The 19729-nt window shown below is 46.3% G+C and carries 12 protein-coding genes and 2 pseudogenes; 11 read left to right on the forward strand and 3 right to left on the reverse strand.

Annotated features, from left to right (window positions below; genetic code table 11):
* Positions 1 to 509: 509 nt before the first annotated feature.
* Both C5471_RS12290 and C5471_RS12295 read right to left on the reverse strand, forming a co-directional pair.
* Positions 510 to 794 (reverse strand): hypothetical protein, encoded by a 285-nt coding sequence (locus tag C5471_RS12290; RefSeq protein ID WP_133814372.1) that lies wholly within the window; start codon positions 792 to 794, stop codon positions 510 to 512.
* Positions 795 to 911: 117 nt separating this feature from the next.
* Positions 912 to 2033 (reverse strand): annotated as a pseudogene (locus tag C5471_RS12295) (ISKra4 family transposase); the annotation flags it as partial.
* Between the two features lie 204 nt (positions 2034 to 2237).
* On the opposite strand from C5471_RS12295, the gene C5471_RS12300 reads away from it, so the two are divergent.
* Positions 2238 to 2579: a cupin domain-containing protein gene (locus C5471_RS12300; protein ID WP_133814373.1), complete on the forward strand. Its 342-nt coding sequence runs from the start codon at positions 2238 to 2240 to the stop codon at positions 2577 to 2579.
* A 95-nt stretch (positions 2580 to 2674) separates the two neighbouring features.
* Here C5471_RS12300 and C5471_RS12305 read toward each other — a convergent pair whose 3' ends face one another.
* Positions 2675 to 4813: a TonB-dependent receptor gene (locus C5471_RS12305; RefSeq protein ID WP_207627313.1), complete on the reverse strand. Its 2139-nt coding sequence runs from the start codon at positions 4811 to 4813 to the stop codon at positions 2675 to 2677.
* A gap of 217 nt (positions 4814 to 5030) precedes the next feature.
* Between C5471_RS12305 and C5471_RS12310 the strand changes: the two genes are divergently transcribed.
* The 10 genes and pseudogenes from C5471_RS12310 to C5471_RS24360 all read left to right on the forward strand — a co-directional run.
* Positions 5031 to 7880 carry a condensation domain-containing protein gene (locus C5471_RS12310; protein ID WP_207627314.1) on the forward strand — a complete coding sequence of 950 codons (2850 nt, stop codon included), beginning with the start codon at positions 5031 to 5033 and terminating at the stop codon, positions 7878 to 7880.
* Positions 7881 to 7992: 112 nt separating this feature from the next.
* Positions 7993 to 8952 carry an ABC transporter substrate-binding protein gene (locus C5471_RS12315; RefSeq protein WP_133814374.1) on the forward strand — a complete coding sequence of 320 codons (960 nt, stop codon included), beginning with the start codon at positions 7993 to 7995 and terminating at the stop codon, positions 8950 to 8952.
* A gap of 90 nt (positions 8953 to 9042) precedes the next feature.
* Positions 9043 to 13524, forward strand: a complete 4482-nt coding sequence (locus C5471_RS12320) for an amino acid adenylation domain-containing protein (RefSeq protein WP_207627315.1) — start codon at positions 9043 to 9045, stop codon at positions 13522 to 13524.
* Position 13525: 1 nt separating this feature from the next.
* Positions 13526 to 14878, forward strand: a complete 1353-nt coding sequence (gene basC, locus C5471_RS12325) for a putative histamine N-monooxygenase (RefSeq protein ID WP_133814375.1) — start codon at positions 13526 to 13528, stop codon at positions 14876 to 14878.
* Positions 14859 to 16013: a histidine decarboxylase gene (locus C5471_RS12330; RefSeq protein ID WP_133814376.1), complete on the forward strand. Its 1155-nt coding sequence runs from the start codon at positions 14859 to 14861 to the stop codon at positions 16011 to 16013. The genes basC and C5471_RS12330 overlap by 20 nt, the downstream gene beginning before the upstream one ends.
* Positions 16014 to 16123: 110 nt before the next feature.
* Positions 16124 to 16927: an ATP-binding cassette domain-containing protein gene (locus C5471_RS12335; RefSeq protein ID WP_207627316.1), complete on the forward strand. Its 804-nt coding sequence runs from the start codon at positions 16124 to 16126 to the stop codon at positions 16925 to 16927.
* Positions 16924 to 17934, forward strand: a complete 1011-nt coding sequence (locus C5471_RS24350; RefSeq protein ID WP_133814378.1) for a FecCD family ABC transporter permease — start codon at positions 16924 to 16926, stop codon at positions 17932 to 17934. The genes C5471_RS12335 and C5471_RS24350 overlap by 4 nt, the downstream gene beginning before the upstream one ends.
* Positions 17935 to 17990: 56 nt before the next feature.
* Positions 17991 to 18986, forward strand: coding sequence for a FecCD family ABC transporter permease (locus C5471_RS12345; RefSeq protein ID WP_479687638.1), 996 nt, complete (start codon positions 17991 to 17993; stop codon positions 18984 to 18986).
* A 122-nt stretch (positions 18987 to 19108) separates the two neighbouring features.
* Entirely contained in the window at positions 19109 to 19273 is a 165-nt protein-coding gene (locus C5471_RS24355; RefSeq protein ID WP_242688683.1) for a hypothetical protein, read from the forward strand.
* Positions 19261 to 19503, forward strand: a pseudogene (locus C5471_RS24360) (transposase); the annotation flags it as partial. The gene C5471_RS24355 and the pseudogene C5471_RS24360, both read left to right, overlap by 13 nt.
* Between the last annotated feature and the right edge of the window lie 226 nt (positions 19504 to 19729).

The raw sequence follows: 19729 nt of genomic DNA on the forward strand, positions 1-19729 counted from the left end.
CTTTCCGGCAAATAAAAGTAATAGATCAAAATTGGCGATTGCCGTCAATCCCACTAATGTCATCAATACAAAAAACCTGTGTAAGATCACATTATTTTTAAATCATAAATACGGTGCGGAATGACGGATAAACAGCCCCTTTAAGTTTGGGTTCAACTATGAAATATAACATTTCTACTTTATTAAAATACAAAACCCAATAAAGTTTAGGGCAGATTATTTTAAGATTATTCGCTGCTATTGATGCTTTTTCAAAATTTCCATATCCTTGAAGTACGGATAATATTGCATTTATTGCCATCCTTCCTAATCTCTGCACTACAACGCTTCTTATTACATTTAAATATATCGCTTCTGTTATTACCATAGTAATACCAGTCTTGACTGACTGCCCCGTTGAATATTTAGCGGAAATTTTTATCATATTAGAATATATTCTTTTTTGTGCCTCTTCATCATTACCATCAAATACTTCCTTAACAATTAAATCTATTATTCTTTTAATGAAGTTAACATTTTTTTAGCTCACCTAAATTTAAATACATCCTTTCATCTTCTTTTTTTTTATCATGTACATCCTCGTAACCTTCAAAATATGGGGAAAGCCTATAATACAGTTCTCTTCTCATACCTAAACCAATCGTTTCAGCGATGTCAACCGCCATATCAGCAACATCGCTTACTGAACGCTTTACTGCTGAAGCGCTTACCCGATGAGCTTCTTGCACTCTCATATCAAAATCATTTTTTTGTTCAAATGCTCTTCGTAATTCATTTTCAATATCAAATCCCATATATACCTCTAATCAATGTGTAATCGAATTTTCTTCAAATTTTAGTGTTAATTGTAGCGGCTCGCAATCCAGTCCGCCGGGCTCACAATAACGAGAGCATAAAAAAGTGTGGGGCATTTATGCAGCAACCGTTTCTGTCCAATAATGCTCCGTTTCGTCACCTAATATTATGCCCGGATACCAATGCTCAAATTGGGTTTTCAAATCATCATTAAGTACCGCTGTGCGTGTCTGAAGTAAGTCATGCGCTCCTTGTTGACTCCATTGCATTTGCTGCTTTTTCACCATCCGTTTAGCGATAACTTCATTGATCGTCGATTCAACAAATGATGAAGAAATTGGTTCGCCATATCGGTACATTTCACCGTAATTCGGGATCATCATGCTGTTATTTTCAATATAGGTATACATTTCATCGAGATGTTTTAACAATGATTTATTGTTACCATAATGCGATATGTCCTCATCACACATCGCAGCACCGAGTTCCGGCGCGTTTCTAGATACCCCTTTGGCATATTGTTTTAGTACGGTCAGGCGCATCGTGATATGAAACCAGTCGAGCACGTGCTGGGATTCAGGGTACAAATTAAATTGCAGATCCCTGAGATTATCAGCGCCATCTGATAAGAAAGTAATTTGTTGATTAGCCTGCATTCCCTGTGAAGATAACTGAGCCATAAGTTTTCTTCGGGCATGATTTTCCAGACATTGCACAAAACCAAAGCGTTTGGTTGGGACATGAGTAGCGAATGATTTTCCGGCGATGACTTCGAAATGATGTTTTCTATCGTCCCGATTTCTGACGTAGCCACCATCAATGCCAACCGTCATCGGTTTTCCCGGTTTGGGTAATTTTTCCCATTCTCTGGGATCACCGGGGAGAAAATCAGGCAACCCCTCTAATTCGGCCTCTTGTCTCTTGGCCGTCTGGCAGAGATGATTTCTGACTGTGGCGGTACAGCATTCTCCCACCGGCAGAATATCTTTGAGCAGACTGGCGGTCAATCCATAAGACATCAGTGAAGCGCACCGGTAAACCCGAAATCCCTCCACGGGGATAATGCCAAACAAGGTTCGATACTGAATTGTCTGTTTGCCTTTTATCCGTCGATTTCGTTGACAATGAGGACAAGCACGACGTTCATTCAGGTATTCAGCCGCCTGTTTCTGGATCACCGATTGCTGGATAGCGTTCAAAAGCAATTTGGATTCAGACAAGGAAAGCCCAACGTCATTTTGTTTTTGCCTCCGATCAAGTAAGCCACATAACGTTGCAGGATATTGTCATTGATGGGTGCGCTACGCTCGGTGCCTGATAAACCGAATGTTTAAATCTGTTTTCCTGTATGCCACTATAAAAAACGGAAAGACTATAATTCCATGGAATGGGTAAGTATTAAAAATTTAAACCAAAAACTAGTTAAAGGAAAGGGGTATAACATGAGCCATATTGCAGCATTGAGAAAAGTCAATAATTTAAAGCAAGAATTTGATTTAATAGAAGAAATTTGGTCACCAAAGGTGATAGCTCAAACAAACGAATATAAGATAATCATATTGCTCGCTGAGGGTGATTTTATATGGCACACACATGAAGATGAAGACAAGGTGTTTATGGTTATTGAAGGTGAACTTCGTATAGATTTTAAAAATGATCACGTAATAATAAAACAAGGTGAGTTTTTTGTGGTACCTAAAGGGGAAGAAAGTAAGCCTTCGTCCAAGGAATTAACCAAGCTACTATTAATAGAACCATATATAGTCGCGAATTCAGATAATTAAGTGCTACGTGTGATTTGAGATGGAGGTAGGGGGAGCGACTGATTAGCTCTCCCTACTCCTACAACCTACAAGTCGGCGCGGTCAATGCTGATTTTTTAGAAGTATACTTTCACACCGATACCCACTTCACGCGGTTCCAGCATGTTTCCTGAAGACCCAGCCGCACGATCATGGTATTTGTATGTCGGCACACGTCTGTCAAAGACGTTATTTCCGTAAGCAAAGAGTTCCAGATTGTTGGTCGGATTATATGATAAACGGAGGTTGGAAACTAAATAAGAACTGACTCGTAACTCGGGATCGTTCTGGTCATTTGAGAAGTAACGATCCACGTAACGAAGATCGCCACTCAAACGAACTTTTTCGGTGATGTTCCAGTCAGCACCAACGTTAAACATGTAGCCAGGCGCTTTAGCGAATTGTTTTCCTTCAAACAAATTGCCTCGATAATCGGCGAATTTTTTGATTTCGGTATGAAGCAATCCAAGCCCACCGCGTAGGCGAAGATTGTCCAGCGCACGATAATCTACCCCCAGCTCAAGTCCATAGGTTACCGCCTTATCGGCGTTGACAAGGATAGAACCGTTAGGTCTGTCTTTCGTGTAATCCTGTACAGAACTCTGGAAGCTCTTATAATCTGTATAAAAGATATTACCGGTTACCAGCAATCGGTTATTAAGCGCGTTACCACGCGCAAACAACTCGTAATTCCAAGCCTTCTCCGGAGCGAAGGTGTAATAGGAATGCCCAGAGAAATTCACACCTGTACCACCCGGCGCATAGCCTTTGCTTATCAGAGTACCGACGGTTATATCGTCAGTAACGTCATAGGCGAGAGAAACTTTCGGCAGAATAGCATGGAACCCTTTGCTATATTCATGATAGACGCCGGGCACATAGCTGGTGACCCCTTCATGCTTGACCTGGTCATATTGATAACGCAAACCGCCAGTCAGAGCCCATTTTTCCGCGAAACGCCGAGTAGTCTCTGAGAAAATACCGACACTGGTGCTGGTTAGATCGGCGTCTGCCTTGCCCAACTGATTATCAAGCACATTCGTGGCCTTATCACGCGAGTAATAGAGCCCTGTCACTCCACTCCAGGTTGAATATTCATCACCGAAGTTCAAACGCGTTTCGTTGGTAATATTGTTCGAATCGCGGTTTGCAATACCTGGAAACATCTTCGTGAAAGTGTAATGGTACTTCGATGCAGAATATTGGAGCTGGTTGGAGAGCACCATATCGTTTTCGAACTCATATTGAAGATCTAAGATACCGACATCACTGTTAGTCTTGGCTCTGTTGGTGTTTAGAGTCGAGTTCTTCAAATCACTGTAGGGCAATGAAGCCGACTCACTGTCAGGGTTTTTTGCTGTCATATGGGAGTAGGTCAGTTTGACCAACCAAGGGCTATCCAGCGGTTGCCAAAGTGCCTTAACTCGGGCATCCAGATTTTCGAAGTCTTTGTTCATATCAGAATCAAAGAAACCGGGATTGGTATATTTGATGAACGTATTTCTGCCGCTGTAATCCATAGCGAGGCGTACTGCGAAATTTTCTGTCAATGGGCTGTTGACGGTAAAGGAAGCGCGTTTCTTTTGGTGGCTTCCATACAAAATCTGCCCATCGAATTCGGGGGTAAAGGTGGGATCGTTAGTCTTGACAATCACCGCACCGGAGATGCTATTTGCCCCCTGTGTCGTGGTTTGTGGACCACGGAATACTTCCACTGAATTCACGTCCCAAACAGGCCCTCGCCCCAGACTAAATTCTGCGGAGCTAATATAACGTCCATCAACACTGATGGTCGCTCGCGGTATGGGTTTGGCAAGAAAAGCATTCCCTCCTACGAGAGGCCCGTTTGTCTCAATACCGCGAATACTCGGCGCGCCTGTACTGCTAGTGTAAAGCACATTGGGTGTACCCTGCAAAATATCAGCGATGGTTGTCGCCTCAGGCTTACTCTGTATCTTCTGCCCGGAGATAACCGTGACTGAACTTGACGTTCTCTGTAGAGATCTTTCTGTTTTTTCACCCGTTACCGTGATGACATCGGCGTCATCGCTCCCTGTTTTGTTTTTCTCTGCTTGAGTCAAAGCGGTAGCTTGGCTCCCCAAGGACGATAAGGAAAACAAAATCGCACTGCTAAGTAACACTTTTCTGCGTGAAAAAAGCAGATTCCCCATCTTTATGCCAATAGGCGTGACTGTTTTTATGGATATCATTCTCATTATCATTATCATTCTCATTAATGTTCACTGGCTGCAAATATTATGTTAACCTCTATATTTGTCAATTGCATATTTGTCAGTTCGCTTCAAATACAGCAGCCACTGCAACGCACATACTGCAAGCAGCATTAGTTCCTAATGTGGCATTTAATGGATATTGGCTCGTATTAATGCATTGTAAAAAACGACTGTTCAGTTTGATAAAACGAGAAAATCCATGTTGAATATTGATTCAGGAAAGTTATCGCACATATCCGTATCCCGTTATGAAGAACATCTCTGGCTACTACAGCAACAGAATCCTAACCGAATTCTCAAGCAGCTCTCAGCCTGGCGGCTTCATGACAATGTTAATATTTCAATGATGGTACATGCTATTCAGTCTGTTATTGAGGCAATACCGGATCTAAACGTACGCTATGAGTTAAATGATGACGGTGAGTTGCATAAAACCCAAGTCGTGGGCTGGCAAACATGCCTTGAGTTTTTTCATGCCAGCTCACATACAGACATGATCAAGCAGATGCTAGCAGTGCAAGCATCTGCTTGGGTTCCTGAACAACATCCACCCTTTAACATATTGATAATACAAAAAAATAATGAAATTTTTTTATCTCTTATTTTGCACGAGATATTGGCACAAACTTGTCATGAAAACGAGATACTCGAAATACTGATCCGCGCTTATGCCGGTCACTGGGTAGAGCCCCCATCCCTAAAACGCGTCTCCTTACTACCTTTCGACGGAAAAGCGACTTCTCTCATATCCTGGCTGCGCTGTTGCAATAGTGAGAATACCATCATCCACTCCTCTTTTGATGTAACAGCCGACCTGAGTAAAGATCGGCTCGCACTGCGTTGGAAAACAGGACTTAAAATTAATGAACTGAAAACGTCCCTTCCTCGCGACAGACTGCCCCACTGTGTGTCGGCTATGATTTCAGCCAAATTCGCCCAGTTCATTGGCCTGCTCGACGGTCAAGAAAAGATTGCACTTTGCCTGTTACAGTCGGACGGTTTCCGCCGCATTATTATCGAGTGTGGCATGGCGGAAACACAGATCATCAAATCCGTCATGGATAGGCTTCAGGCGCAACCAGACGAAGACAATCTGCTCTCCGGTGCTCCCGTAACAGGGAGTGATGAGTCCTGGATATATGTTCGGTTGCTATCTCGTCCGAGCGGCCCAGTTGAACAACAGAGCCTACTAAGTCAGCCCATCCTGTTGCCAACCTATGAAATGCGGCCCGATTTTGAACTGGCAATAGAGTGTGAAGGTACAGAAGAAATTAGCCTTATATTAACAACCGGCCAGGCGATTTCCGGTCATACCGGCGAGTTCCTGCTAAATCGTTTTGTGTCATTCCTTAAAAGTGGTGAAGATGCCATTGCGGGTTTAGTCGCGAACGCTGTGTCTGGCACTGCTGTGCATTCTGCTCACAACATCCTCGGCAAGGAGATCTCCGCTGGTACTGATGAAATAGCAGCGATCATATTGTCAGAGTTCCGTGAAACTTTGGCCGTTACAGATATGACACTGGATGATGATTTTTTTGACTGTGGCGGTCATTCTCTGCTGGCAACGCGCATTATCGGTAAACTGCTTGGCACGCACGGGCTGGAAGTGCACTTCGGTGATTTCTTTAGCCACCCTTCAGCCGCCGCCTTGGCATCGCGCGCAGTGATAACAAATCAGAGTAAGGACGCGGAGCCTTTGGCGCAGACGCAAAACGATCGTTTGACGGCACCCTTGGCACTCGCACAAACCTCTCTTTGGAATGCCTATAACGCTTATGAATTTGGCACCATCTTCAACCTGCCATTCGCGCTGGATTTTCTTGATGAGGTTGACGAAACGCTCCTTGAGCAGGCTTTCTCTGATCTTATCGAGCGTCATTCCAGCCTGCGCACTCTATTCCATGTTCAAAATGGTGAGGCCTGTCAGCAGATTGTCGCCATGTCAGACGTGACTAATGATAAGTGGTTCTGGCACAGTCACGAAAGCAAAGGTGTACATCTTGATGACGAAGCTGCTTATAAGTTCGATCTTTCCCGCGAATTGCCAATCAGAATACGGTTGATCCGCAATCCAGAAACCGGACGTCAAATATTGTCATTCCTCGTTCATCATATGGCTATTGATGAATGGTCGTTGAACGTCCTGATGGAGGAACTTGCCCAAGCTTATTTATCGCGTTCCACAGGTATGGCTCCTGTCTGGAAAAAACCCGCATTGTCATTCCATAAGTTTGCTCTGCAACAGCAGGCAGACGGCTTTAATCAAAAGCATCTCGATTACTGGACTAACATGTTGCGTGATGCGACACGCGGGTTAGAACTCGCCTTATCTGACAACCGGAAAACTATCGCAGCGCATGAAAGTTCGTTAGAAGCCGGCTGGATCGAGTACAAACCTAAACCTGAAATCACTCATCGTCTTTATTCCTTTGCTCGGCAAAATAATGCTTCCCTATTCAGTGTCGTCTACGCTGCAATTGCGCTTTCGCTGCACAAGCTTGGCAACCTAAAGGATATCGTGATCGGCACCTCTGCGTCGGGTCGTACTGATCCCGATACCTATGAAACGGTAGGTTATTTTACCACCATGGTTGCTCATCGGCTGCAATTCTATCCAGAGAAACCCGTCGGTGCACTGATCGAAGACACCAGAGACACTATCAATAATTCAATGCCGTATGCGGATGTACCGCTCGATCTTATTCAACAATCGTTGGGGATGACACCTGAGGATGACCTAATCTTCGACGTTTATATTCAGATTCATGCCAATAATGCGCTGAATGGTACCCTTAAAACCTCGTCTGCTAACGATATACGCTACCGACAAATCGATCCCGATAAAAAAGAATCCATGTTCGGTCTTCAATTCGAGATCATGGAAGATGTCATTGATGGAGAAAGAATAATGCGATTGGTGATAACTTACCGAGCAGATCGTTACCCTGAAGAACACGTCCAACGCATCCGTGAAACAATAGATAAAGTTTTCGCATTCTTCACAACACCTGAGGTCTCAATTCTCCCCCTTGCTCAAATTCCTGTGTGATGTCGATGGGGGTGAACCAACCATTACGTATGTGTGGTTCGGTCAGGGGCGGTTTGTTGCCTGACCGAGCCATATAATCCTACTCCGCTCTGAATCTGAAAGAGAAAACGTTATGCGATCTGCTATTACTGTCATATTACTATGCTTGATAGGGACATCGGCCTTTGCCGCAACGCGGCAGGTCACGGATACTATGGGACGGGAAGTCGTTATTCCTGAGGAGCCACAACGTATTGTGGTGATGAGTGAGCCAGCTATCGGTCTACCCTTAATGGAGCTGGGCGTTCAACCGGTCGGCAGTTATGGCCGTTCGGAAGATGGCACCTATCAGTTTGGTGCAGATTTCATCGATATTGTGCTCGGTGAAGGGCACACAAAACCACAAGGCATCAGTGCTGGTCAGGAAATCGACCTGGAAAAACTTTACGCGCTTAAACCCGACCTCATTATTGGAACAGAATTCGATATCGACAAGGTAAAACAGCTTTCAACGGTCGCTCCTGTCTATCTGCAAAATTTCCTTTCTGGAAAATTCCATAATTTCAATATTGAAGAAAATCTGGCCAGACTTACCGGACGTGAGCAGAACTTTCAAAAACGGCGGGATATATATTTACAACGCGTGGCGGCAACGCGCGCCCTTTTGCCGGAAAATCTGGCTAATAAGACCTACCTGCCAATCATTGTAACAGATCAGATCAACGTCGTCGGAGAAGCAACCGGTTTCACTCAAGCATTAGAAGATCTTGGTTTCACCCGCCTGAATCTCTCGGCACAAGGCGGCCCTTCTGTCACCTCATCTCAACTGCTTTTACAGTTGAGTGCCGACAAATTAGGCGAACTCAATCCGGACGTTCTGGTAGTACTCAACAGTTGGGGTAGCAAGGAGCACGATGAGAACGCTATTCGCTCCGCACTTGATCGGATTGTGCCTGGCTGGGCTCACTATATGAAACCCGTTCGCGAAAAACGGACTGTTTTTCTTAACACAGGCGAAGTTTTTACCCCCACGTTTGCCAGTGCGGAACATACTCTCAGAGCCGTGGGAGAATGGGCTAAGACAAAGCAATAAAATGATCTCATCCGCCAGAGGCTGTGCGAATCCAACTTATTTTTATACTTGCTCCTATTAATCAGGATTTTTCAACCACGTGAATAAACTATGAGAGAATTAACGTCAATGCAGGCAGCCTGCTGGGTCGGGCGTAACGTTCAGACCAATTTGGGAGGCGTTGCCGCGCATCTTTATGCTGAGTTCGACGGCTATGACATTGAGGTAGAACGATTTAAACAGGCTCTGGAACGCGTTTGTTCTCTGCACCCCATGCTAAGACTCTGTGTCAACGCTGAAGGGCTTCAGTCTGTTATTCCATCTGGTGAGTCGCTGTTGCTGGAGATTGAGGATTTTAGGGGATTACCAGAACAAGAGGAGGCAAGATTACTTCTCGTTAAACGCGTGGAGTGGACTCATCAGAAGCTTGATCTTTCTTCTGGTCAAGCGTCCCGTTTTTCGCTCAGTTTGCGAGATGGCGGAAAATTTCGCCTGCATGTTGATACGGATATGATAGCTATCGATCCTTCGAGTTTCAGGGTATTGATGGAGGATCTAGCGATATTTTATGATAACCCGGATCAACCGGCTCCGGTCATCGCGTCGTATTTCGACTGGTGCGACCAAGTGCGCACCGATCCCTATCTAAAAGCTGCCCGTGAAAGGGACAGAATCTGGTGGCGCTCACGTATTCCGCACATTCCGCCTGCCCCCATGTTGCCTATTAACAAAACTTTGCCCAATCAGGCTCGCAGCCATCGGCTGGCGGCATGGCTCCAGCCAGACGAGCGTCAGGCGTTGAAAAGACTTGCCCGAACACACAGGATAACCATGTCGAGCCTGATGCTGGGACTTTTCTCTATTGTTCTTGGAAGGCATACCGGAGATAAATGTTTTCGGCTCAATGTGCCGATGTTCTGGCGTTCCCCCCTTGTGGATGACGTGGAGAGGATCGTCGGCGATTTCTCTAATGTGCTCATCCTCGGCGTGGGTATCAATGAAGCAGAAAGCCCAGCTGACCTTTGTCAACGGCTTAGCGGGCAACTGACAGATTTGCTCGCCCATTCGGCTTATCCGGGTGTGAATCTGATGCGCGATCTTTCCCGACATCATGGCGCGACGCAATTGACTCCTGTCGTCTTCACCGCAGCACTGGATATACCGGGGGGAGAGCTTCTCTCAGATCGTGTCAGACACGCATTTGGTCCCATGAACTGGGTTATCTCACAAGGTCCGCAAGTTGCGCTCGACGCACAAGTTGCTTCCGCCGACGGTGGTATTTTCATCAACTGGGACATTCGTCTGGATATACTGCCAGAAGAATGGATAACCCCAATATTCGACAGTTTTGTCAATTTCGTCCGTGAAGTCGCCACATATCCGCAACGCTTCGATGAAGCAATACATTCACCCGCTGAAATGGCAGCCCCATCACCGATAGCCAGAATCAGAACCACTGACTCTACTGTAAAAATCGGCCAGAAGAACAACACGGAAAGACCATTAACCTCCCTGCAACTGGCATATCTGCTTGGGCGGCGAGCAGAATTACCGCTTGGTGGCGTTGCGATGCAAGAATTTCGCGAGTACCGCGGACGCATGGAATTGACACATCTGCGAAATCACCTAGCGGATATGATTCAGCGTCATGAAAGTTTGCGCACCCGAATAGATACAAAGCGACTCGTCCAATATGTTAGCGCAGAAGCGGATATCAATTTACAACAAATCGACCTGAGCGCTATGTCACGGGAAGAGGCACTCCGTCATGTGGAAAACCACCGTGAAGCATTTGCACATGCGCTTTTCGACTTGGACCGCTCTCCGTGGGACATCACGCTGTTCCGTTTGCCGGAGAATAAACCGGAAGAGGATGATCTGATCGCGTTTGTTCGTTTTGACGCATTGATCCTTGATGGACGGTCGATAGCCGCCCTGATGGTAGAGCTTTTCGAGGGCAAAGTATCCATCGTGGCGGATACGGATGCCCCCTTGGAGGGGGAAGATATCTCTGAAAGGCGCAAGATAGATGAAGCGTATTGGAAAACAAAACTTGAGGCAGTCAGCGGTCCATTACGATTTCCGTGGACAAAGCCACTGGCACAAATAGGCACTTCCCTTTATGCACGGCAAAGCCTGATTGTCGCACGGGAAGATTATAGCGCCGTGTCGAAAGCCGGTACCAAGCACATGCTTTTCAAGAATTCTACCTTCATGGCGCTGGTACTTGAGGTGATGTCCCATTGGTTCGAAGAGGGACGTTTGTTCATCGGCGTTCCCGTCGCGCCGCAGGTATCCGGTGTCTTGTGCAATCGTTCAAGTTTTATTGTGGTCAACTGGAATGCTGAACAGGGCCACTTTTCTGAGCGAGCCAACACTCTACAGAACGATGTGCTGGAAGGGCTTGAACATCTTGCATTTTCAGGTATAGACATTACCCGGCTTCTGGTTGAAAAGCAGGGTGCCAGCCCGGTTTTACCTGTGGTGATTACCAACGGACTTTCGTGGCCGGTATCAGGTCAGGACAGTTGTATGCAGTTGCATAGTGGGCTGACGCAGACACCACAAGTCGCGATGGATATTCGTTTTTCGATCAATGCAGACAAAGCGCTGGTCTTTGACATCGATTATGCCACTGCGGCGGTTGAATCGGCGCTTGTTCGAGACATTTTAAGCGCTATCGACAAGGCAATGCAGACTATCGCAACTTCAGGCGTATTCGCCATTTCGGCGCAGGATATTATCGATACGAACTACTATCGATTGAACAGTATTGAAGCTGATTTTCACTGCGTGCGATTTCTCAGCCGGATAGCCACCAATATTTTCGACAGCAAAAACACCAAAACGGCACTCATCAGTGGCGACAGGCATGTCAGCTATGCCGAACTGGGACGTAATGTGCGTCGAATAATGGGAGCTTTCATGGAGAAAGGGCTTTCCAAGGGGAGTGTCGTTGCCCTCTGTATGCACCGTGGGCCTGAGCACACGGCTGTGACCCTAGCCTGTGCGTTGACGGGGGTAATCTGGGTTCCGATAGACGCAGATTCGCCCTCAGAGCGACTGCACTATCTCCTTGAAAACTGCCATCCAGACCTTGTGGTAACTGCAAAAAGAAAAGGGATTGAACATCCAGCAGAAACGCCTGAAAAACTCTTGTCTGCCGAGCCCTTGGCGGAACTCCCGCTTACGCTTGACGCTCTCTCATCAAGCGAAGCGCCAGCCTACTACCTCTACACATCAGGGACAACCGGAAGGCCGAAATGCGTTGTTTTATCCAATAAATCAACATCGAATGTCATCACCAGCACCTTTGACGAATGGTCCGTAACGCATCGGGATGTCTTCATTTCTGTCACGCCTTTGCATCATGATATGTCGGTCTTCGACGTTTTTGGCTGCCTGACGGCAGGTGCGACCCTTGTTCTTCCCGCTATCGGTGAAGAAAAGGATGCACTACGCTGGAACCAGTTGGTTGCCAAGCACAAGGTGACATTATGGTGCTCTGTGCCCGCGATTCTGGAAATGCTTCTCGCGTGCCGCCAGGTGGATGAATTGAAAAGCCTGCGGCTGATTGCGCAGGGTGGAGATTACATTAAACCTGCTGTTATTGCTAGCCTGCGTCTACTCCTGCCGTCAGTACGGTTGATTTCGTTAGGAGGACCAACAGAAACGACTATATGGAGTATATGGCACGAAATAGGATGGGACGATGTTAGCCTGATCCCTTATGGAAAACCCTTACCGGCTAACCGCTATTTTCTGCTAAACGGGCGTGGCGACCATTGTCCGGTGGGTGTTACTGGCCTTATTCATACGGCAGGCGTCAATGTCGCATTGGGTTATCTGGAAAACGGAAGCCTCACCCAAACCAATTTTGTGACCATTAAGGATACGAACGGAGAAGGGGTCCGCGCGTTCCGGACGGGTGATCACGGGCACTATCGTCGTGATGGCATCATTGTTTTTGATAGCCGTGTCAACGGTTACGTCAAGGTGCGTGGAATACGTATTTCGTTGCCGGACATCGAGAATGAACTGGTTCGCCACCCGTCTGTTAAGCATGTTCTTGTGGTGGACTATGGTGAGGAAATGCACGGTGAGACTTCCATCGGCGTACTTTATGTGCCGCTACAAGAGGATGCTTTGTCAGGAGCAGAATTGCGCAAATATGCCTGCCAATGTCTGCCACCATCGCATATTCCAACACGGATCCTGCCGGTCACCGAATTACCGCTCTCGTCAAATGGCAAGCCTGATCGCGCTAAAGCACGCAGCCTGCTGACGGAATCGGTGCATGAGCAACCGCCTATTCCGCACGACTCTTTCCCTGCGCGAGAAACAGCGATGAAAAATAAGGTGCTGGAAATCTATCTGGACGTACTCGGCCAATCGCGCGCTAGCCACATCGATGGAGCCAGCGACTTTATCAGCATGGGGTTGCGTCCTCAGCATCTGAAAACAATTTCAGCACGGATCTATGAGGAATTTGCGATCGTGCTTTCACTCTCGCAACTGCTACGTTGCCGTAACGTGGCAGAAGTCGAACAGCATTTTAATGAAAAAACTTTAGAAAACAGTCCGGATTATTAATATGAATAATATTGACCTGATCGGTATTGGTATTGGCCCCTTCAATCTGGGATTGGCGGCGCTGCTTTCTCCACACTCTGATCTGACCAGCCTTTTCCTCGAACGTAAGCCTGAGTTTCGCTGGCATGAGGGTCTTCTGTTACCTGGTACAACGCTACAGGTTCCATTCCTGGCGGATCTGGTCACGATGGCAGAGCCGACACACCCTCTGAGTTTTCTTAATTATCTTCATCAGCATGATCGTCTTTACAAATTCTACTATTATGAAAACTTTCAGATCCCACGCCAGGAATATGACCATTATTGCCGCTGGGTGACGCAACAGCTTCCCTCCTGCCAGTTCGGTGAAAATGTCATTGATGTGGCTTATGATCCGGTTTCCGATCATTTCATTATTGAAAGTCAGCCTCATACGGGACCGACACATCAGTATTACAGTCGTAACCTTGCTATCGGTATAGGAACTGCTCCGTTTCTGCCTAAGTGGGCTAAAATCCAGACCAAAGCGCCTATCTTACATTCAGCAGAGTTCATAAACAGACGTGCACAGCTCTCAACGTGCCGGCGTGTCACGGTCATTGGTTCAGGGCAAAGTGCTGCCGAATGCGTGCTAGCGCTCCACAATGCGTTGACGCCTGAAATGATAGAGGCCGGCGCTTCAATCCAGTGGATCACCCGATCTGCCGGTTTTCATCCTATGGAATCATCGAAACTCGGTCAGGAATGTTTCACGCCGTCCTACATGAACCATTTTCACGGTATAACAAGAGAGAAACGCCGCAAGATCGTGGCAGGTCAGGGGGGGCTTTATAAAGGTATCAGCGTCTCAACTATCGCAGATATCTTCGACATTTTATATGAAGGCTCCATCGGTGGCCGTGATCCAGGACTTTTGCTTGTTTCAAACTGTGAGGTCGAGCAGGTGGAAAACACCGGAGACTCTGAGGCGTTACGGGTCGTTTTTCGTCATCGGCATTTCGATAAAGTCGGCGTCATTGAAACCGATGCTATTGTCGCTGCTACAGGTTATGAGCATACCAGCCCCGAATGGTTAGAAGGGCTCAAGAATACAGTACTTGCAACCGACGATTATGGCGATTTTATTGTACAAGAGGACTTTAGTGCTCAACGCCTTGACAAAGGAAAAGGCCTTATTTTCGTCCAGAATGCTGAGATTTTTCAGCACGGTATTGGCTCTCCCGATCTGGGGCTTGGCGCGTATCGCAATGGGATTATTGCCAACCAGCTTCTTGGGCGAGAGTATTATCGCTTGCCTCAAAACTCTTCATTCCAGAACTTTAGTCTGCCAAAGTGTTACGATACCGGAGATAAAAATGACGTTGTCCCTTGCTGATAAGAACAGACTAGATGCGTTTTGGCATTACTGTGTTAAAAACCAGTATTTCAATATCAGCTATCCGGAGTCCTCAGACTTTGATTATTCTTATTTACAGAGATTCATGCAGTTCTCTATCAACAATTGTGGTGACTGGGGAGCGGAGTGCAACTATCTCTTAAACTCTTTTGAGTTCGAAAAAGAGGTCATGAAATACTTTGCTGAACTGTTCAAAATCCCTTTCGAAGACAGTTGGGGTTATGTTACCAACGGAGGAACGGAAGGTAATATGTTCGGCTGCTATCTTGGGCGAGAACTATTCCCGGAGGGGACACTTTATTATTCAAAAGATACGCATTATTCGGTGGCAAAAATCGTCAAATTACTGCGTATCAAATCTTGTTTAGTAGAATCCTTACCCACTGGTGAGATAGATGATAATGACCTGATACAGAAGATCATTGCTCATAAAGAACCACATCCAATCATCTTTGCCAATATCGGCACGACATTGCGCGGTGCGGTGGATAACATAAAGATCATTCAACAACGTATGCAGCAAATTGGTATCGCTCGCGAGAATTACTACCTGCACGCCGACGCTGCCTTAAGTGGGATGATCTTGCCGTTCGTAGATAACCCGCAGCCTTTTACCTTTGCAGATGGTATCGACTCCATCTGTGTCTCCGGGCACAAAATGATAGGTTCCCCCATTCCTTGCGGGATTGTTGTCGCAAAACGGAAAAACGTTGAGCGTATTACCGTCGATGTTGATTACATTTCGGCTCAGGATAAGACCATCTCAGGTTCACGTAATGGCCAGACGCCACTGATAATGTGGGCGGCCATTCGCAGTCACTCGTTTGCCAATTGGCAGCGCCGCACCAAACACTGCCTAGAAATGGCACAATATGCCGTCAAGTGTTTCCGTGCTGCCGGGATAGACGCTTGGCGTCATGACAACTCCATTACGGTGGTATTTCCATGCCCGTCGGCAGCCGTCTGGAAGAAGCATTGTCTGGCAAGGTCGGGAGATGTTGCACACCTAATCACCACGGCACATCATCACGACAGTAGTAAAATCGATGCATTAATCAACGATGTCATTGCTGAATCGCACCAGATAGTTCGAGTGCTGGATGCGGTCATGTGAGAGATAAAAACAACTACATTGGGGCTTACCCTGTGATTTTGGTATGCTAGCCAAATCATAACTATTACACTGTAATTTATTTTATATAAGGTAAAATGAAGGAGCCTTTGGTGCTTACAGCAAAAAATATCACCGCAACTTACGGCAAGAAAACCGTATTGCATGATTTGTCAGTAGACTTTGCCCAAGGGCGCATCACTGCACTTGTCGGGTCTAATGGCTGCGGTAAGTCGACACTTCTGAAGTCCATCATGGGTTTCATCCCCCTGAAAAGCGGGGAAATTCTGTTGGAAGGTAAGCTGATTACAGGGATAGGTCGCAAAGCGCTGGCTCGAAAAGTCTCTTATCTGCCGCAGGAATGCCACTGTCCGGATTACATGACACTGGGAGATTTGATCGAGCTGGCAGCTTGTGGGCGCAATTCGCTTTTCGGCGGGCCATCCTCGCGGGATCGCAAATTGTTTCATGATGTACTGGAAATCGTCGGCTTGGCCGATAAGGCAGGCTCTCAAGTCAACTCCCTTTCAGGAGGGCAACGCCAGCGCGCTTGGGTGGCGATGGTGCTTGCACAGGACACTGACATCATTCTTATGGATGAACCAGTGAACCACCTGGATATCAAATTTCAATACACGGTGCTTAAACTGGTTCGCGATCTCTCACTCCAGCACGGAAAAACCATCGTTGTGGTGTTACATGATTTAAATCTAACAACAACTTTTGCCGATGATGTTGTGATGCTGAATACTGGCAGCGTTATTGCAGCAGGTGCTGTCAATAAAACGATAACGGTAGATAATATCCGGCGCGTATTCGATATTCCAGCCGATATTTTTAGTTACAACGGCAGCCTTGTCTGTCAGCCTTATCCGGACATAAACCATCCTGGAAATCAGTCCGGAGTATGGAAATGAAATCCAGTCTGTTCTTTATATTCGCGCCTTTTGTATTGCTGCTGCTCTTTTTTTCTAGTCTCTCTTCTGGCGTGAATATTGCGTCAGTTTCGCAAATTTATGCGGCCTTAACACAGTCCGAACCGCAAAACTATGAGCAAGCAGTTATTTTATACCAGCGGCTGCCACGGGCTTTGATTTCTGTTTATGTCGGTGCAGTGATGGCATGCAGTGGTCTCGTCTTCCAAGGACTTATCCGCAATCCACTGGCCTCCTCATCAACATTGGGAATCAATGCTGGTGCGACACTGTTTGTCATCATAGGCGCAATCAGCTTTGAGTTCGATCTGACATTACAAGGTATAGCAGCCCTTGCCGGCGGGTTATTCGGCTTTCTGTCATCTCTTGCAATATCTCGCCTGGCGGGTGTTAACGGCGTTTCTCGCGACTTGCTACTGATACTGTCAGGCACATTAATCGCGATGCTTTATCTTGGGATAAGCAATGCTGTTCTTCTTGCCTATCCTGCATTACGAACCGAATATTTGAGCTGGTTAGCAGGGGCTATAAATCATGCCTATATCACAAGACTTCACCATTTCTGGTGGTTCGGTATACTGGCCTTGATGATACTTTTATTACTGGCACGTCCACTGACACTTATTCTGCTCGGTTACGAAAAAGCACTTTCGATTGGCGCGAATGCAACGCTTATTTCACGTATTGCACTAATTGCAGCCATAGTTGCATCCAGTTCTGCCGTTGCCATATGCGGTCCGATTGGTTTCGTGGGGCTGGTTGTCCCCCATATTGTCAAGCCTCTGGTTGGCCAGAATTTTATGTTGTCGCTGCCAGCTTGTGCTCTGACGGGGGCAAGTATCTGCTTGATTGCCAATCTCTGTGCGCAGACACTCTTCCAGCCTTATGTCATACATACCGGCATTCTGATGGATTTTTTGGGAGGGCTGTTTTTTATCTGGATTATCAGAAAGCGCTATCTTTCAGCAACATCGGAGAGATCGTTATGAACTTCGGTCAGGCAACAGACGGACAAAGGGTATTACGTTTCGCCAACGGATTGCAGATGCGTACCCGTGATATAAAAATCGGTTTATGCCTATTTACCATCACGATCATACTCATGGCTATTTCTTTAAACGTCGGGGTTACGAACGTTGGTATACGTGAATTCACGCATATGCTTTTCGGATATTCCCTTGAGCACCACCAGTTTTATGCACTCTGGGTTGTACGGATACCTCATATTTTATTGGGACTGATGGTGGGTTGGTGCGCAGCCCTTGCCGGTGCTATTTTGCAGCCGATTGCTCGCAATCCGCTGGCCGACCCCGGCCTTTTTGGCATAAGTCAGGGATCTATGACGATGATCATAGTCTTGCTGGCGTTTGTTCCTTCTGCACCTAAGATGCTGATCGTCCTTGCCGCACTAGCTGGCGGACTAATTGTTGCGTTGTTTTTGACTTTGATCGTCGGCAATAATCGCGCAAGTGGCTTGGCAATTTTACTGATGGGGATTGCCATCTCGTCCGTTCTTAGTTCTGTCAGCTCTTTTCTTATTCTCTATCTTCCGACAGAGTTATCCTTGAATCTTGCTGGATGGATGCAAGGATCGTTGTTTCAGGCCAGTTGGTCAATTATCGCATCATTCATGCCATTATTCTTATTGAGTATTATCGGAATTCTGATAACTGGCCCCGTCTTAAACCGCTATGAGCTTGGAAACGAACTTGCTATGTCCCTTGGGGAACCGATCAAATATTCCCGTCCGTTGCTAATGATGTTTGCTGTCTTGTTAAGCGCAGCATCTGTCACCGCAGTAGGACCATTGAGCTTTCTGGGGATACTGGCGCCGCATCTGGCCAGCTTTATTTCATCGGCCACAGGCCGCGCCCGACTGTTTCTTTCCGCTCTGGTGGGCGGCAATCTGGTTGTCACTGCGGATATCATGACGAAAACAGCACCTACGGGAGTCTTTCTCCCTGTCGGGTTGAGCTTCACACTCATTGGAGTGCCCCTGTTCATACTGACGATGCGGTTGAGCGCACTACGTAAGCGCTGAATATCTGGGGCGTGATATCCATTTATTGAATTAACCTGAGGTTTGCTTAAGAAGGGAACTAATTGCCTGAGGCACGATCAGAGTTTTTGTCAAAGAAAACAAAATCGTGGAGATCCTCAGGCATGTCTAATTTAGAAGAACTTTACTGCTGCATCGATGACTTTTGCCAAAAATTTATTCCTCTCTGGCATCAACAGTTAATTGAACATGGTTTGCTCAAACCTCGCTGCGAAGCTTCCCTTTCTCTCAGTGAAGTGATGACGCCCCTCATTTCCGTAGTAACATGAAGACAAAAGCGTTATCTCTCTGGGATAAACTGATGTTAAGAAGGCGATTTCTGATAGAAACGGTCGTGGATCAGCTCAAAAATATTTCTCAGATAGCGCATTCAAGACACCGCAGTCAGCTCGGTTTTTTATTGGAAATCGTCGCTGGCCTAATTGCTTATACCTTCCAACCTAAAAAACCGAGCTTGAATTTACGAGATTGTGATATCGCTATTTTTAAACGAAGCTGAGGTTTTTTAGATTGGTTTTTTATTCGTCTAAAATTCTGATCTTGGAACAGAATTTTAGTTCAATTTCTTATCCAGAATTCGGGTTAAATATCTTTTTATTTATATCTGTCATCTCAAAAGATAACTTATTTTCATTAAGATTTTGATAGTGATTTATATATTCGGCAGCATTAAAAAACACAGAAGAAAGTCAAATAAATCATTACCATCCTCTATTATAAAAGTT

Source organism: Photorhabdus tasmaniensis (genome assembly GCF_011189505.1).
In the GTDB taxonomy this organism is placed as follows: Bacteria; Pseudomonadota; Gammaproteobacteria; order Enterobacterales; family Enterobacteriaceae; genus Photorhabdus; species Photorhabdus tasmaniensis.

Bases quoted from the DNA above. Each gene is read 5' to 3' on its own strand.
- C5471_RS12290 (WP_133814372.1), bottom strand. From the start codon at position 794: ATGGGATTTGATATTGAAAATGAATTACGAAGAGCATTTGAACAAAAA.
- C5471_RS12300 (WP_133814373.1), top strand. From the start codon at position 2,238: ATGAGCCATATTGCAGCATTGAGAAAAGTCAATAATTTAAAGCAAGAA.
- C5471_RS12305 (WP_207627313.1), bottom strand. From the start codon at position 4,813: ATGAGAATGATATCCATAAAAACAGTCACGCCTATTGGCATAAAGATG.
- C5471_RS12310 (WP_207627314.1), top strand. From the start codon at position 5,031: ATGTTGAATATTGATTCAGGAAAGTTATCGCACATATCCGTATCCCGT.
- C5471_RS12315 (WP_133814374.1), top strand. From the start codon at position 7,993: ATGCGATCTGCTATTACTGTCATATTACTATGCTTGATAGGGACATCG.
- C5471_RS12320 (WP_207627315.1), top strand. From the start codon at position 9,043: ATGAGAGAATTAACGTCAATGCAGGCAGCCTGCTGGGTCGGGCGTAAC.
- basC (WP_133814375.1), top strand. From the start codon at position 13,526: ATGAATAATATTGACCTGATCGGTATTGGTATTGGCCCCTTCAATCTG.
- C5471_RS12330 (WP_133814376.1), top strand. From the start codon at position 14,859: ATGACGTTGTCCCTTGCTGATAAGAACAGACTAGATGCGTTTTGGCAT.
- C5471_RS24350 (WP_133814378.1), top strand. From the start codon at position 16,924: ATGAAATCCAGTCTGTTCTTTATATTCGCGCCTTTTGTATTGCTGCTG.
- C5471_RS12345 (WP_479687638.1), top strand. From the start codon at position 17,991: ATGCGTACCCGTGATATAAAAATCGGTTTATGCCTATTTACCATCACG.
- C5471_RS24355 (WP_242688683.1), top strand. From the start codon at position 19,109: ATGTCTAATTTAGAAGAACTTTACTGCTGCATCGATGACTTTTGCCAA.